The organism is Methylobacterium sp. J-067 (genome assembly GCF_022829465.1).
Taxonomy (GTDB): Bacteria; Pseudomonadota; Alphaproteobacteria; order Rhizobiales; family Beijerinckiaceae; genus Methylobacterium; species Methylobacterium litchii.
Genome location: NZ_JAKSXZ010000146.1, coordinates 443,642 through 456,529, shown reverse-complemented (window position 1 = coordinate 456,529; position 12,888 = coordinate 443,642). Strand labels below are relative to the sequence as shown.

The 12,888-nt window shown below is 70.1% G+C and carries 14 protein-coding genes; 10 read left to right on the top strand and 4 right to left on the bottom strand.

Translation table 11 applies throughout. From position 1 onward, the window contains the following. Nucleotides 1-4: 4 nt before the first annotated feature. Nucleotides 5-1,399, bottom strand: a complete 1,395-nt coding sequence (locus tag MKK52_RS25655; RefSeq protein ID WP_243959328.1) for a PLP-dependent aminotransferase family protein — start codon at nucleotides 1,397-1,399, stop codon at nucleotides 5-7. 111 nt (nucleotides 1,400-1,510) lie between these two features. Between MKK52_RS25655 and MKK52_RS25650 the strand changes: the two genes are divergently transcribed. Continuing rightward, a complete protein-coding gene (locus tag MKK52_RS25650) occupies nucleotides 1,511-1,777 on the top strand; it encodes a DUF1127 domain-containing protein (RefSeq protein ID WP_243959326.1) in 267 nt (88 codons plus the stop codon). Between the two features lie 94 nt (nucleotides 1,778-1,871). Further along, nucleotides 1,872-3,485, top strand: a complete 1,614-nt coding sequence (locus MKK52_RS25645; protein WP_243959324.1) for a putative bifunctional diguanylate cyclase/phosphodiesterase — start codon at nucleotides 1,872-1,874, stop codon at nucleotides 3,483-3,485. Between the two features lie 27 nt (nucleotides 3,486-3,512). Here the strand turns inward: MKK52_RS25645 and MKK52_RS25640 are convergent, their stop codons facing one another. Then, nucleotides 3,513-3,782: a hypothetical protein gene (locus MKK52_RS25640; RefSeq protein ID WP_243959322.1), complete on the bottom strand. Its 270-nt coding sequence runs from the start codon at nucleotides 3,780-3,782 to the stop codon at nucleotides 3,513-3,515. A 262-nt stretch (nucleotides 3,783-4,044) separates the two neighbouring features. On the opposite strand from MKK52_RS25640, the gene MKK52_RS27035 reads away from it, so the two are divergent. From MKK52_RS27035 to prfB, 7 genes are all read left to right on the top strand, one after another. Beyond that, nucleotides 4,045-4,170 carry a hypothetical protein gene (locus MKK52_RS27035; RefSeq protein WP_279598080.1) on the top strand — a complete coding sequence of 42 codons (126 nt, stop codon included), beginning with the start codon at nucleotides 4,045-4,047 and terminating at the stop codon, nucleotides 4,168-4,170. 118 nt (nucleotides 4,171-4,288) lie between these two features. After that, nucleotides 4,289-4,897 (top strand): aminoacyl-tRNA hydrolase, encoded by a 609-nt coding sequence (pth, locus tag MKK52_RS25635; RefSeq protein ID WP_243959320.1) that lies wholly within the window; start codon nucleotides 4,289-4,291, stop codon nucleotides 4,895-4,897. Between the two features lie 46 nt (nucleotides 4,898-4,943). Beyond that, the gene (locus MKK52_RS25630) at nucleotides 4,944-5,180 is read left to right on the top strand and encodes a hypothetical protein (protein ID WP_243959318.1); all 237 of its coding nucleotides are present in this window, start codon (nucleotides 4,944-4,946) and stop codon (nucleotides 5,178-5,180) included. Next, the gene (locus tag MKK52_RS25625) at nucleotides 5,170-5,619 is read left to right on the top strand and encodes a PIN domain-containing protein (protein WP_243959316.1); all 450 of its coding nucleotides are present in this window, start codon (nucleotides 5,170-5,172) and stop codon (nucleotides 5,617-5,619) included. The genes MKK52_RS25630 and MKK52_RS25625 overlap by 11 nt, the downstream gene beginning before the upstream one ends. An 8-nt stretch (nucleotides 5,620-5,627) precedes the next feature. Continuing rightward, nucleotides 5,628-6,725 carry a redox-regulated ATPase YchF gene (gene ychF, locus MKK52_RS25620; RefSeq protein WP_243959314.1) on the top strand — a complete coding sequence of 366 codons (1,098 nt, stop codon included), beginning with the start codon at nucleotides 5,628-5,630 and terminating at the stop codon, nucleotides 6,723-6,725. Nucleotides 6,726-6,742: 17 nt separating this feature from the next. After that, entirely contained in the window at nucleotides 6,743-7,741 is a 999-nt protein-coding gene (locus MKK52_RS25615) for a MaoC family dehydratase (RefSeq protein ID WP_243959312.1), read from the top strand. A gap of 81 nt (nucleotides 7,742-7,822) precedes the next feature. Then, a protein-coding gene (prfB, locus tag MKK52_RS25610) for a peptide chain release factor 2 (protein ID WP_243959310.1) occupies nucleotides 7,823-8,951 on the top strand; the annotation gives its coding sequence in 2 pieces (ribosomal slippage) (nucleotides 7,823-7,891 and nucleotides 7,893-8,951; 1,128 coding nt in all). Nucleotides 8,952-8,985: 34 nt separating this feature from the next. Here the strand turns inward: prfB and MKK52_RS25605 are convergent. After that, the gene (locus MKK52_RS25605) at nucleotides 8,986-10,428 is read right to left on the bottom strand and encodes a lipopolysaccharide biosynthesis protein (protein ID WP_243959308.1); all 1,443 of its coding nucleotides are present in this window, start codon (nucleotides 10,426-10,428) and stop codon (nucleotides 8,986-8,988) included. Between the two features lie 89 nt (nucleotides 10,429-10,517). Continuing rightward, nucleotides 10,518-10,982: a GNAT family N-acetyltransferase gene (locus MKK52_RS25600; RefSeq protein WP_243959764.1), complete on the bottom strand. Its 465-nt coding sequence runs from the start codon at nucleotides 10,980-10,982 to the stop codon at nucleotides 10,518-10,520. Between the two features lie 689 nt (nucleotides 10,983-11,671). Here MKK52_RS25600 and MKK52_RS25595 point away from each other — a divergent pair. Beyond that, a complete protein-coding gene (locus tag MKK52_RS25595) occupies nucleotides 11,672-12,838 on the top strand; it encodes a type III PLP-dependent enzyme (protein WP_243959306.1) in 1,167 nt (388 codons plus the stop codon). The last annotated feature ends 50 nt before the right edge of the window (nucleotides 12,839-12,888 follow it).

The window sequence follows — 12,888 nt, the reverse complement described above, 5'->3', positions numbered from 1 at the left end:
GGCCTTACCCCAGCACCGCCCGCAGGCCTTCCATCACCCGCGGGTCGGCGCAATGGCCGACGTTGAAGCGCAAGAAGTCCCGCCAGCCGCCGGAGGGGCTGAACACCACGCCCGGGGCGAGCAGCATGTTGCGCGACAGCGCGCGGCGGGCGACGTCGGCGGCGTCGCGCCCGTCCGTCAGGCGCATCCAGAGGAAGTAGCCGCCGCGCGGCTCGGCCCAGATCCGCAGGCCGCAGCCTGACAGATCGCGGGAAACCTGCGCCATCGCCCCCGCCAGCCTCCGGCGGGTCTCGGCCACGGTGCGGCGGTAGCTGCCGTCGGTCAGGAGGCCGTGGGCCAGGGCGGCGCAGACATGGCCGTTGCCGAGGCTCAGCGCGAGCTTCAGATCGACCAGGGATTCCACCCAATCCTGCCGCAGGGCGATCCAGCCGCAGCGGGCGGCGGCGGTCAGCGTCTTCGAGAAGCCGCCGATCTGGATCACCCGCTCGAACCCGTCGAACCCGTCGAACCCGGCGAGGCGCGGCGCCGCGTCGGGTTCGAGGTCGCCGAAGATTTCGTCCTCCACCACCAGGGTCTCGTGCGCCTCGCACAGGCGCAGGATGCGGTGGGCCGTGGCCGGAAGCAGGCTCGTGCCGGTCGGGTTCTGCAACGCCGAGTTCGTCAGGTAGAAGCGCGGCCGGTGCTCCGCGAGGAGCGTGGCGAGGGCCGCGAGGTCCGGCCCCTCCGGCGTCATCGGCACGCCGATCACCGTGGCGCGCTGCGCCCGCAGCAGGGCGACGAAGTTGAAGTAGCAGGGATCGTCCACCAGCACCGTGTCGCCCGGCTGGAGCAGGAACCGGCCGATCAGGTCCAGCGCCTGCGTCGCGGAATCGACGAGGACGATCTGGTCCGGGTCGGCCACGACGCCCTTCTCGGCGCCGCGCCGGGCGATCAGCGCCCGCAACGGGCCGTAGCCGAGGGGCTGGTCGTAGCGGGTGAGCACGGCGGTCTCGGCGCGGGCCACCGCCCGCAGGCCCCGGCGCACCGCCTCGTCGGGCAGCCAAGTCTCCGGCAGGTTGCCGCCCCCCGGCGTCATCATGGTCGAGCCGGCGAGCGCCGATTGCTTGGCGAGCCAGAGCGGATCGACCGCCCGGTCGAGCTCCGGCCCCATCGCCTTCAGGCAGAGGGGCCTCGTCTTGCCCGCCACGTAGAAGCCCGAGCCGGGGCGCGAGACGATGGCGCCCTCGGCGGCCAGGCGCTCATAGGCCTCCACCACCGTCGATTTCGACACGCCCATCGCCTCGGCCTGGGCGCGCACCGACGGGATGCGCGCGCCGGGGGGCAGCGCCCGCGCGGCAATGCGCTGGCGGATGCCGGCGGCGACGGCCTCCGTCCGGCCGACTTGATCTGCGAGGCTCATCCGTACTGGTCCTTCGCCCGGACAATTCGGGCGAACCGTACGAAATCGTCCCTGTCTTGCCCAGGGCGATGGCTGCATCCTGGCGCCTCGTTGGTGCAAGAGGAGAGGGCCATGGTGGCGGGGCGTTGGTTCAGGGCATGGGATCGGATCGCGGCGGGGCTGCGCGAGGAGTTCGGCCGCCCGGCGATGAATCGTCGCGTCCTCCACCGCCTCGCCGCCACGGGCGAGGCCGATCTCGCCCGGCTCGGCCTGACGCCCCGCGACGTGCGCGAGGCCGCCGCGCCGGACGTCGCGGATGCGACCGCCTTCCTGATGGCGCGGCGTGCCGCCCGCGACCCGATTTCGTTGCAATGCAAACGGTCGGTTCAATGTGAATGACCGAACCCCTGCCCCCGAATGTGATCTTTCGGACATCGGCTTCACGCCGTTTTAGGTGATCGGTGGTGTGATGCGGCCGCAAGAGGTGGCCGTAATGACCAAGGCGACGATCAAACAGTGGCGGAAGGGCGAACTCTACGAGACGTTATGCCTGCTCCTGATCGGGGCGGGGATCTGGTTCGTCGGGGTCACCCTCGGCTCCTTCGACGTGCTCCATGAGGCCGTCCAGGCCTACCGGCTCGGGGACTTCATGATCCTCGGCGCCTGCATGGGCGTGGCGATCTGTGGCGCCAGCATCCGCAAGTCGATCCTGATGCGCCGCCTCATGCTGGAGCGCGACGCCGCCGCCGCGAATGCCGAGGCCATCGCCCGCCACGACGGCCTCACCGGCCTCGCCAACCGCCGCCGCTTCCTCGAAGAGGTCGAGCGGGTGCGCCAGAACGCCTCGGGCGAACTTCTCGCGGTGCTGCTCATCGACCTCGACCGGTTCAAGCCGGTCAACGACCTGTACGGCCATGCCGCGGGCAACGCGGTGCTCTGCGCCGTCGCGGAGCGGCTGACCGGCCTGCTGCCCCAGGGCGGCGTCGCGGCCCGGCTCGGGGGCGACGAGTTCGCCCTCCTCGTCCCGCTCACCCACGGCAGCGAGGGGCTGACCCGCCTCGCCCAGAGCGTGATCGCCGCCATCGCCACGCCGATCAACTGGAGCCAGAACGAACTCAAGGTCGGCGCCACGGTGGGCGTCGCGGCGGTCTCGGCCGAGTATGCGGATTCCGACGCGATCCTGCACGCTGCCGACCTCGCCATGTACCAGGGCAAGAAGGAGGGGCGGGGCACCTACCGCTTCTTCCGCAGCGCCATGGACGAGGAGCTGCGCGCCCGCGCCCGTCTGGAGGCGGAGCTGCGCATGGCGATCGAGCAGGGGGCAATCGAGCCTTTCTATCAGCCGGTCGTGGCCCTGCCGCACAAGGAGATCGTCGGCCTCGAGGTGCTGGCCCGCTGGCGCCACCCGGAGCGCGGGCTGATCAGCCCGAACGAGTTCATCCCCGTCGCCGAGGAGACGGGCATGATCGCGGAACTGAGCTACAACCTGATCCGCCGCGCCTGCCTCGACGCGCGGGATTGGCCCGCGCACCTGGTCCTGGCGGTCAACATCGCCCCGCACCAGTTCCAGGACGTGTGGCTGGCCGAGCGGATCCTCGCCATCCTCACCGAGACGGGCTTCCCGCCGGGCCGGCTCGAGGTCGAGATCACCGAAAGCGCCCTGATCCAGGATCTCGAGGCGACGCGGGCGACGCTCACCTCCCTGCAGCGCCTCGGCGTGCGCATCGCGCTGGACGATTTCGGCACCGGCTATTCCAGCCTGTACCACCTGCGCGAGCTGAAGTTCGACAAGCTGAAGATCGACCGCAGCTACGTCGACGCCATCACCATGAGCGACGAGCGCGCGAAGCTGGTGGACGCCATCATCAAGCTCGGGTCCAGCCTGGGGCTCGCCACCACCGCCGAGGGCATCGAGACCGACGCCAGCGTCGATTGGCTCTCCGACCAGGGCTGCGATTTCGGGCAGGGCTACCTGTTCGGCCGGGCCATGCCGAAAGCCGAGATGGACGACATCCTGTGCGGGCCGGCGGGGGACCGGGCCCCCGTCGTGATCCTGCCCGAGGCCGTGCCGCGGGAGGCGATCATCACCCTGGCGCGGGCGTCCTGACCGCGTCCCGGCCGGGAGCGGGGCGCCTCAGCGGGCTTCGCTCACCCGCCGGGTGGCCTTCTGCTCCTTCTTGTAGGCGGTGATCGCCGAGGAGCAGTCGGGCGAGAGCTTCTTCATGTTGGCGCGAAAGCAGGCCTCGACCTCCGGGCCGCCGGGGGCGAATTCGCTGCACAGTTCCATGTAGTCGCCGGTGCAGGACCGCTTCAGCGCATCCCGCGCGGGCGAGGACTCGGCGAGGGACACGGCGGGGGCCGCGCCGAGGGCGAGGGCCAGCAGAGCCGCCAGGGTCTTGGACATCGGACTTCCTTCCACTCAACAACCGCAGGGACGCGCCCGTGGGGCGCAAACCGGCGAAGGCGAGCGGATGCCTTCCGACCATGGCATGAACGTGACGCAATCCTGACGGGGTTCTGCGCCCCTCGCCATGCTCGGACTGCACTGGGGTCCCGTGCGATCTGCCGCAGGCCCGGTGTCTCCGTGTCCACACTGTTGCCCGCTTTGAGGCGCTCAGTGCGATTTCGCGGCGCGTTGTGGCCGCAGTGCCACGGAGTTCTCCGCCGTGTTCAAGACCGTCCTCGCGCTCCTGACCGTCCTCGTCGTCGTCGCCCTGGGCGGGTTGATCAAGCTTCCTCTCCTGCCCTTCCGCATGGTCCGAGACCTCCTGCGCCGGCACGCCGCCGCCTGAGGATCGGGTTGGGGGCCTCCTGACGATCTGTTATGCGCGGGCCTTTCCCGCCGCGCGCTCGCTTCCGGTGAGCGCATCATAGGAGGACGGGGCGGCCCGTAGGCCGCTCCGGCACAGGATGCGCCTGATCGTCGGCCTCGGGAATCCGGGCCCCCGCTACGCCGCCAACCGGCATAATATCGGCTTCCTCGCCATCGACGAGATCGCCCGCGTCCACCGGGCGGCGCCGTTCCGGCGGCGCTTTCAGGGGGAGGCGGCGGAGGTCGCGCTCGGCTCCGAGCGCGCGATCCTCCTGAAGCCCCAGACCTTCATGAACGACTCGGGCCGCTCGGTCGCGGAGGCGCAGCGCTTCTACAAGATCGCGCTGTCCGACGTGATCGTGCTCCACGACGAGCTCGATTTGCCCCCGGCCAAGCTCCGGGTGAAGCAGGGCGGCGGCAATGCCGGGCATAACGGCCTGCGCTCCATCACCGCCCAATGCGGGAACGAGTACCGCCGGGTCCGCCTCGGCATCGGGCACCCCGGCGATAAGGCGCTGGTCCATGCCTACGTGCTCAACGATTTCGGCAAGGCCGAGATGCCCTGGGTCGAGGACCTGTGCCGGGCGGTGGCCGACCACGCCGCCGTGCTCGCCGCGGGCGAGGATGCGAGCTTCCAGAACAAGGTCCACCTCGCCATGGCCGGGCGCGGCTGGGACGAGGTGAAGCCGCTGGGTAGCAAAAATTGACACGAAAACATGGGGACACGATATCGAAGGCGACGGAGCGGGACCGATGCAGACCATCACCGTGAGCCTGGACGACGTGGTGCTCCAGCGGGCGCAGGAAGATGCCGCCCGCGAGGGGACGAGTCTGTCCGAATTCATCGCCAAGACGGTCGAGCAGCGTGTCGGGCGGCCGGCGATGTCGCAGTCCGAGGCGATGAAACGGTTCCTCGCCGGTCCGCCGCTGCGTGTCCTGGACGAGAACGGGAAGGCACCGACCCGCGATCAGATGTACGATGACGACTGACCCTGTCTTCGTCGATACAAACGTCTTCCTGTACGCCCGCGACGATCGTGAACCTTCCAAGCAAGCCGCCGCGGCGCGCTGGCTGTCCGTGCTGGCGGACCGGGGTGTCCTCGTGGTGAGCCCTCAGGTGCTCGGCGAGTTTCTCCACGTCACGCTCAGGGGAAAGCTGCCGATCACGGCCGACGCGGCCCGGCAGGCGACCCTTGAACTCGAGGCCTACTCCCAAGGCGCCGTCGACCTTGAATTGATCCGGATCGCGTGGTCACTCCGGCGGGAGACCGCGTTCCAATGGTGGGATTGTGCCATCCTCGGCGCAGCCGTTCGCGCTGGCTGCCGGTATCTGCTGACCGAGGACTTTCAACACGGTCGCACGCCTCACGGCGTCACGATCCTCAACCCCTTCACTGTCGGCCCTGAAGCCGTCGGCGCAGAACACTAGGACACGTCATGGGCTTCAAATGCGGCATCGTCGGCCTGCCGAACGTCGGCAAGTCGACCCTCTTCAACGCGCTGACGCAGACGGCGGCGGCGCAGGCGGCGAACTATCCGTTCTGCACTATCGAGCCCAACGTCGGCGAGGTGGCGGTGCCGGATCCGCGCCTGGATGACCTCGCCCGGATCGCCTCCTCGAAGGAGATCGTCCCGACCCGCCTGACCTTCGTGGACATCGCCGGCCTCGTGCGCGGCGCCTCGAAGGGCGAGGGCCTCGGCAACCAGTTCCTCGCCAACATCCGCGAGGTCGATGCCATCGCCCACGTGGTGCGCTGCTTCGAGGACGGGGACGTCACCCACGTCGAGGGCAAGGTCGATCCGGCCGCCGACATCGAGACCATCGAGACCGAGCTGATGCTCGCCGACCTCGACAGCCTGGAGCGCCGCGCCGTCGCCCTGGAGAAGAAGGCCAAGGGCTCCGACAAGGAGGCCAAGGAGTTCCTCGACCTCGTGAACCGCGCCCTGCCGCTGCTGCGCGACGGCAAGCCCGCCCGCCTCGTGGAGCGCAAGCCCGAGGAAGAGAAGCTGTTCCAGCAACTCGGCCTGATGACCGCCAAGCCGGTCCTCTATGTCTGCAACGTGGACGAGGGCGATGCCGACCAGGGCAACGCCCATTCGGCGACCGTCTTCGCCCGCGCCAAGGCCGAGGGCGCCGTGGCCGTCGTGGTCTCGGCCAAGATCGAGAGCGAGATCGCGGTGATGCCGCAGGCCGATCAGGCCGACTTCCTCGAAGCCGTGGGGCTCGCCGAGCCCGGCCTGAACCGGGTGATCCGCGCCGGCTACGACCTCCTCGGCCTTGTGACCTACTTCACGGTCGGCCCGAAGGAGGCCCGCGCCTGGACGATCACCAAGGGCACCCGCGCGCCGGGCGCGGCGGGCGTGATCCACTCGGATTTCGAGAAGGGCTTCATCCGCGCCGAGACCATCGCGTTCAAAGATTACACCAGCCTCAACGGCGAGGCCGGCGCGCGCGATGCCGGCAAGCTCAGGCTTGAAGGTAAGGAATACGTCGTGCAGGACGGTGACGTGCTGCATTTCCGCTTCGCCAACTGATCAACGTCCGGGGTCGAATGCCCGAACTGGCCTTCGAGGATTATTCCGTCGGCGATGTGCTGACCGGCGAACCGATGACGGTGAGCCGCGAGGACATCGTCGCCTTCGCCAGGGCCTTCGACTTCCAGCCCTTCCACCTGGACGAGGCGGCGGCGGAACAGACCTTCGCCGGCCGGCTCATCGCTTCGGGCTGGCACACGGCGGCGCTGGGGATGCGGCTCCTGCAGCAGGGGCCGTTCCAGGGCGGCTCATCCCTCGGGGCGCCGGGCATCGACGAACTGCGCTGGCTCGCCCCGGTCCTGCCGGGCGACACGCTGCGGGTGAGCCTGACGATCACCGGCCTGCGTGACAGCGCCACCAAGCCGGGCCTCGGCTTCGTCAACGCCCTGCTCGCCCTCGCGAACGGGCGGGACGAGACGGTGATGACGCAACGCTTCACCTTCATGCTCGCGCGGCGCGGCACGCAGCCCCTGCCGCCGCGCCCGGTCACGGTCGGCACGCCGTCCCCGGTCGCGGAGCCCAACGACGCCGAGCCCGTCCCCTACCTGCGCGACCTCGCCATCGGCGCGACGCGGGACCTCGGGGCCGCCAGCTTCGACGCGGACGCGATCATCGCCTTCGCGCGGGCCTACGATCCGCAGGCCTTCCACCTCGACGACGCGGCGGCGCGGCAGACGCATTTCGGGGGGCTCTGCGCCTCGGGCTGGCACACGGCGGCGGCCTACATGAACCGCCTGCTCACCACCCGCGCCCGCGACGTCGCCTTCACGGCCGAGCGCGGGCCCGTGCCGGAATCGGGGCCGTCCCCCGGCTTCCGCAACATGCGCTGGATCCGGCCGGTCTACGCGGGCGACACGATCCGCTTCGCCACGAAGGTCACGGACAAGCGCGCCTCGGCCTCGCGCCCCGGCTGGGGGCTGATCTTCGCCCGCAACACCGGGATGAACCAGCGCGACGAGCCGGTCTTCGCCTTCGACAGCACGGTGTTCCACCAATGGGCGCCGCCGGGGGAGTGACCCGGGGCCGTCCTCGCCCATTTACACCGCCGGATGCGGCCGGTATCACCCCGGCCCTGACACCTCACTTCGAAACACCAGATGCGCGCCGAGATCGAGCAAGCCTCGGATGCCGCCAAGCAGTCTATAGGACTGCTGAGGAGGCATCTTTGACTGGGATACAGTCGACAAACGCCTCGCGGAGCTGAACGCCCGTTCCGAGGATCCCGACCTGTGGAACGACGCCGAGGCCGCCCAGGCGGTGATGCGCGAGCGCCAGCAGCTCGATGAATCCGTCCAGGCCATCCGCAAGCTCGAACGCGACCTCGAGGACGCGGCGACGCTGATCGAACTCGGCGAGATGGAGGGCGATTCCGCCTCCATCACCGAGGGCGAGCAGCAGATCATCGCCGTCGAGAAGGAGGCCGCGAGCCGGCAGGTCGAGACCCTGCTCTCCGGCGAGGCGGACGGGTTCGACACCTATGTCGAGGTCCATGCCGGCGCGGGCGGCACCGAGAGCCAGGATTGGGCCAACATGCTCCAGCGCATGTACGCCCGCTGGGCCGAGCGGCGGAAGTTCAAGGTCGACGTGGTCGAGATGACCGACGGCGAAGAGGCCGGGATCAAGGGCGCCACGCTCCTGATCAAGGGCCACAACGCCTACGGCTGGCTCAAGACCGAATCCGGCGTGCACCGTCTGGTGCGGATCTCGCCCTACGATTCCAACGCCCGGCGGCACACCAGCTTCGCCAGCGTCTGGGTCTATCCGGTGATCGACGACCGGATCGAGATCGAGATCAAGGAATCCGACTGCCGGATCGATACCTACCGCTCCTCCGGCGCGGGCGGCCAGCACGTGAACACGACGGACTCGGCGGTGCGCATCACCCACAACCCGACCGGGATCGTGGTGGCGTGCCAGCGGGAGCGCTCGCAGCACAAGAACCGGGCCACCGCCTGGAACATGCTGCGCGCCCGCCTCTACGAGGCCGAGCTGAAGAAGCGCGAGGAGAAGGCCAATGCGGAGGCCGCCTCCAAGACCGATATCGGCTGGGGCCACCAGATCCGCTCCTACGTGCTGCAGCCCTATCAGCTGGTGAAGGACCTGCGCACGGGCACTCAGTCCACCGATCCGGACGAGGTGCTGGACGGCCATATCGACCCCTTCATGGAATCGTCGCTGGCCCAGCGCGTCTATGGCGGCGCCGAGGGGGTCGAGGACATCGAGTAACGGGTTCGAAAGGGGCGCCGCAGGCGCCCCTTTCTCATTCCGCCGCCACCGCCCGCGAGGGGCGCAGGCGCGCGAGGACCTGCCCGCGCAGGCCGGCGATGTCGAAGGCCCACACGAGTGCGCCGTAGAGCGCCATGCCCGCCGGCACGAGCACGGCAAGGGCCATGGCCGGCGGCAGGTGGCGGAAGGGGGCCAGCGCGAGGCCCATGGCGAGGCAGGCGAGCGCCGCCCCGCCGATCTGCCCCCAGGGGAAGGTCAGCCGATCCGGGCCGGTGAGCACCCGCCAGCCGAGCCACAGGCCGGCGCCCGTGAGGCCGAGCGATTGCGCCAAGGCGACGCCGAGCCCCCCGAAGGCCCCGGGCAGGACAAGGAGCCCGATCCCGTTCAGGACGAGGCCCATGACGGCGGCGACGATCACCGGCAGCGTCCGGCGGCGGATCTGGACGCCGGGGCTCACCGCGTAGAGCATCATCGAAAAGGCGAACAGGCCGGGGAGGAGTGCGAGGCTGTAGGTCTCGAACGGCCCCCGGTACGCCTCCGGCACGACGAGGGCCTGCAAGGCCGGCAGCACCGCCCAGAATCCCACGGCGCAGGGGGCCAGGATCGCGAAGACCATCGCGGCGTTGCGCGCCACCTGCGCCTCCGCCGCCGCCCGGCCGTGATGCTCCTCCGCGTGGACGGCGATCTGGAAGAGGAGCAGATCGAGGGCCATGCCGAGGGTCGTCAGCACCCGCGAGGTCACGTCGGCGGCGAGGGCGAAATAGCCGGCCTCCTCGAAGCCCGCATGGCTCGCCACGGCGCCCCGGTTCACGAAGGACAGGAGCTGGTAGGCGGCGTTCGCCGCGATCAGCGGCAGGCCGTAGCGGGCGAACACGCCCCAGGTCGTCGACAGCCGCGCCCGCTCGAAGGTCGCCGCCGGATCGCGCAGCCAGCCCCGCAGCAGCACCACGGCCAGGAACTGGCTGATCCCCGCCGCCGCGAGCACCCAGGCCGGCTGCGGCAGGAACCACGCGGCGCCGGCCATCGTCACGAAGGCCAGACCGTTCTTCACGGCGACGAGGCCGAGATAGAGCTTGCCGTCGAACCGGGCGCGGGCAAGCGCGGCGTGATAATCGAACACGCCGATGCCGAGGGCCGCGAGGCCGGTGCCGCAGAGAACCGCCTCGCGGGCCTCCGCGCCCTCGCCGTAGCCGAGGGCGCCGCAGAGGGCGGCGGCGGCGGCGAGGAGAATCCCGAGGCGGAGATAGGCCCGGTCGAGCCCGTGGCGGATCCACGGCTCGTCCACCCGCACGCGGCCGGAATAGAAGCGCGTGGCCGAGAGGCGCAGCCACTCGAACAGCACGGTGTTGAGGACGATGGCCCCCGTCGTCGCCAGGGCGAAGCGGCCGAAATCGGCCGGGCCGAGGAGCCGCGCGATCAGCAGGCCGAGGACGAAGTTCAGCCCCGCATTGATGATGAAGGCGGCGATGACGGCCAAGGCGTTCGGGTCCGTGCGGAGCGGCGGCGCCCAGGATCTAGCGCCGCCGCCCGTAAGAATCCTCTAATCGGGCGTCTTCGGGGCGGGCCTCAGAGGGGGCGCTCGTAGCGCCACGCCTCCATCCCGTTCTCGTAATAATCCGGCCGCACCGCGAATCGCGTGTAGCCCCGCCGCTCGTAGAGGCGGATGCCGGCGCCGTTGTCGGCGCGGACCTCCAGGCGCAGGCGGTCGCAGCCATGGGCGCGGGCGGTCTCCTCCGCCGCGTCGAGGAGGTGGCCGCCGAGGCCGAGCCCGCCCCGGTTCGGCGCCACGGCGATGGAGGCGAGGCGGGCGATGCGGCTCGCCCGGCGGCGCTCCAGCACCGCTGCGCCGACGAGCACGTCCCCGTCCAGGAGCGCCACCAGGACGTCCATGGTGGGCGAGCGGATCGCGTGGCGGATCGCCCGCCGCTCCGCCCGGTCGGTGGCGAAGGCGGCGTGTTCCAGGGCGACCAGCGCGTCGAGGTCGCCGAGGGTGGCCGGGCGCAGATCGGGTTCCGGCCGGGCTGGCGGCATCTCGCGGAGGGGAGCGTTCACGCGGCGGCCCGCGCTGCGGTCGATTGCGTCACTCTCGGCCCTGCCATCGCCCGTCCGTCGGATCCCTGTGCCGGTGGGAGATGCCCCGGATGCGGCGCCGCTGCAACACCAACGGCCCGGCGGGTTGCATTTTGGGGATGGGGCACAATTCGGTCTTGCCGTCGGGGTCGTCAGCCCTTATGTCCGCCCTGCCCAATTTCGCACGTGCCTGTGGCCGCGTGTCGGTTGGTGGGTATCCGGTCAACTGCCGGACAGCCGCCAGGGGTCTTAGGATCGATGGTCGTGGGGGTGGATCCCCCGCTTCCGGCAATCCAGGTGGCAACACCGGACCCCGACAACAACCGGCAGCCGGAGGCGAAACCGGCGAACCCCGCTCTCCACGGGGGACGCAGCTTAAAGCAACGACGAACGGGCTTTTTTGGTCTCGCTGACCCTCCAAAGGTTGGCACCGAAGAGGCTTGTTTCTCTTTGCCCGGCGTGCGGTGGGGATTCTCCCTTCCAATCCACGGCAGCTTCCGGGTGCTCTGCGCCCGCTCGGATCGACGTGTCTCCAAAGCACGCCGCACCGCGCGACGCATCGCCCCCTGACGCCGGCGGCCGCGAGGTCGCCTGATTTCGACATGGCGCCCCGGCAGAGGGCGCTCTCGAGACGTGGATGGGAGCCTACCATGACCGACCGGATCCGCGACTTCCTGCGCGCGCGCCGCGACCTCGGCCGCGACGAGGGCCCCGTGATGGTGCTCGACCTCGATGTCGTGCGCGAGAACTACACCGCCTTCGCCCGCTCCCTCCCGGACACGCGGGTGTTCTACGCCGTGAAGGCGAACCCGGCGCCGGAGGTGCTGCGCCTGCTCGCCGAGATGGGCTCCTGCTTCGACACCGCTTCGGTCGCCGAGATCGAGATGGTGCTCGCCGCCGGCGCCACGCCGGAGCGCATCTCGTTCGGTAACACCATCAAGAAGGAGCGCTGCATCGGCCGCGCCCTGGCGCACGGCATCCGTTTGTTCGCGGTGGATTGCGAGGCCGAGGTCGAGAAGATCGCCCGTGCCGCCGCTGCCGCCGGCCTCGAGGCGGGCGCGGTGCAGGTGTTCTGCCGCATCCTGTGCGACGGCGCGGGCGCCGACTGGCCGCTCTCCCGCAAGTTCGGCTGCGTGCCGGAGATGGCGACCGACGTACTGGAGCACGCGCACCGCCAGGGCCTCGCCGCCTACGGCGTGTCGTTCCACGTCGGCTCGCAGCAGGGCAACACCGAGGCGTGGGACGGGGCCCTGGCCTCGGCCGCCGCGATCTTCCGCGAGTGCGCCGAGCGGGGCATCTTCCTGTCGATGGTCAACCTGGGCGGCGGCTTCCCGACCCAGTACCTGAAGGCCGTCCCGGGCGTGGAGAGCTACGGCGACGCGATCTTCCGCGCGCTCACCAAGCATTTCGGCAACCGCATCCCGGAGACGATCATCGAGCCGGGTCGTGGCATGGTCGGCAATGCCGGGATGATCGAGGCCGAGGTTGTGCTCGTCTCGAAGAAGTCCGCGGACGAGGATGAGGTCCGATGGGTCTACCTCGACATCGGCAAGTTCGGCGGCCTCGCCGAGACGATGGACGAGGCGATCCGCTACCCGATTCGCACCCGCCACGACGGCGAGCGGACCGAGCCCTGCGTGATCGCGGGCCCGACCTGCGATTCGGTGGACGTGCTCTACGAGCGGCAGCACTACCCGCTGCCGGTCTCCCTCTCGATCGGTGACAAGGTGTTGATCGAGGGAACGGGCGCCTACACCACGACTTATGCGGCCGTCGCCTTCAACGGCTTCCCGCCGTTGGAGCAGATCGTGATCTAGCAGGGCGCCCTCGCCCTGCACGCGCGGAGGGATTCGTCCGTCCGCACTCC

Excerpts from the sequence above, each read along its gene's own strand:
- MKK52_RS25655 (WP_243959328.1), bottom strand. The coding sequence starts at position 1,399 with ATGAGCCTCGCAGATCAAGTCGGCCGGACGGAGGCCGTCGCCGCCGGC.
- MKK52_RS25650 (WP_243959326.1), top strand. The coding sequence starts at position 1,511 with ATGGTGGCGGGGCGTTGGTTCAGGGCATGGGATCGGATCGCGGCGGGG.
- MKK52_RS25645 (WP_243959324.1), top strand. The coding sequence starts at position 1,872 with ATGACCAAGGCGACGATCAAACAGTGGCGGAAGGGCGAACTCTACGAG.
- MKK52_RS25640 (WP_243959322.1), bottom strand. The coding sequence starts at position 3,782 with ATGTCCAAGACCCTGGCGGCTCTGCTGGCCCTCGCCCTCGGCGCGGCC.
- pth (WP_243959320.1), top strand. The coding sequence starts at position 4,289 with ATGCGCCTGATCGTCGGCCTCGGGAATCCGGGCCCCCGCTACGCCGCC.
- MKK52_RS25630 (WP_243959318.1), top strand. The coding sequence starts at position 4,944 with ATGCAGACCATCACCGTGAGCCTGGACGACGTGGTGCTCCAGCGGGCG.
- MKK52_RS25625 (WP_243959316.1), top strand. The coding sequence starts at position 5,170 with ATGACGACTGACCCTGTCTTCGTCGATACAAACGTCTTCCTGTACGCC.
- ychF (WP_243959314.1), top strand. The coding sequence starts at position 5,628 with ATGGGCTTCAAATGCGGCATCGTCGGCCTGCCGAACGTCGGCAAGTCG.
- MKK52_RS25615 (WP_243959312.1), top strand. The coding sequence starts at position 6,743 with ATGCCCGAACTGGCCTTCGAGGATTATTCCGTCGGCGATGTGCTGACC.
- MKK52_RS25600 (WP_243959764.1), bottom strand. The coding sequence starts at position 10,982 with ATGCCGCCAGCCCGGCCGGAACCCGATCTGCGCCCGGCCACCCTCGGC.
- MKK52_RS25595 (WP_243959306.1), top strand. The coding sequence starts at position 11,672 with ATGACCGACCGGATCCGCGACTTCCTGCGCGCGCGCCGCGACCTCGGC.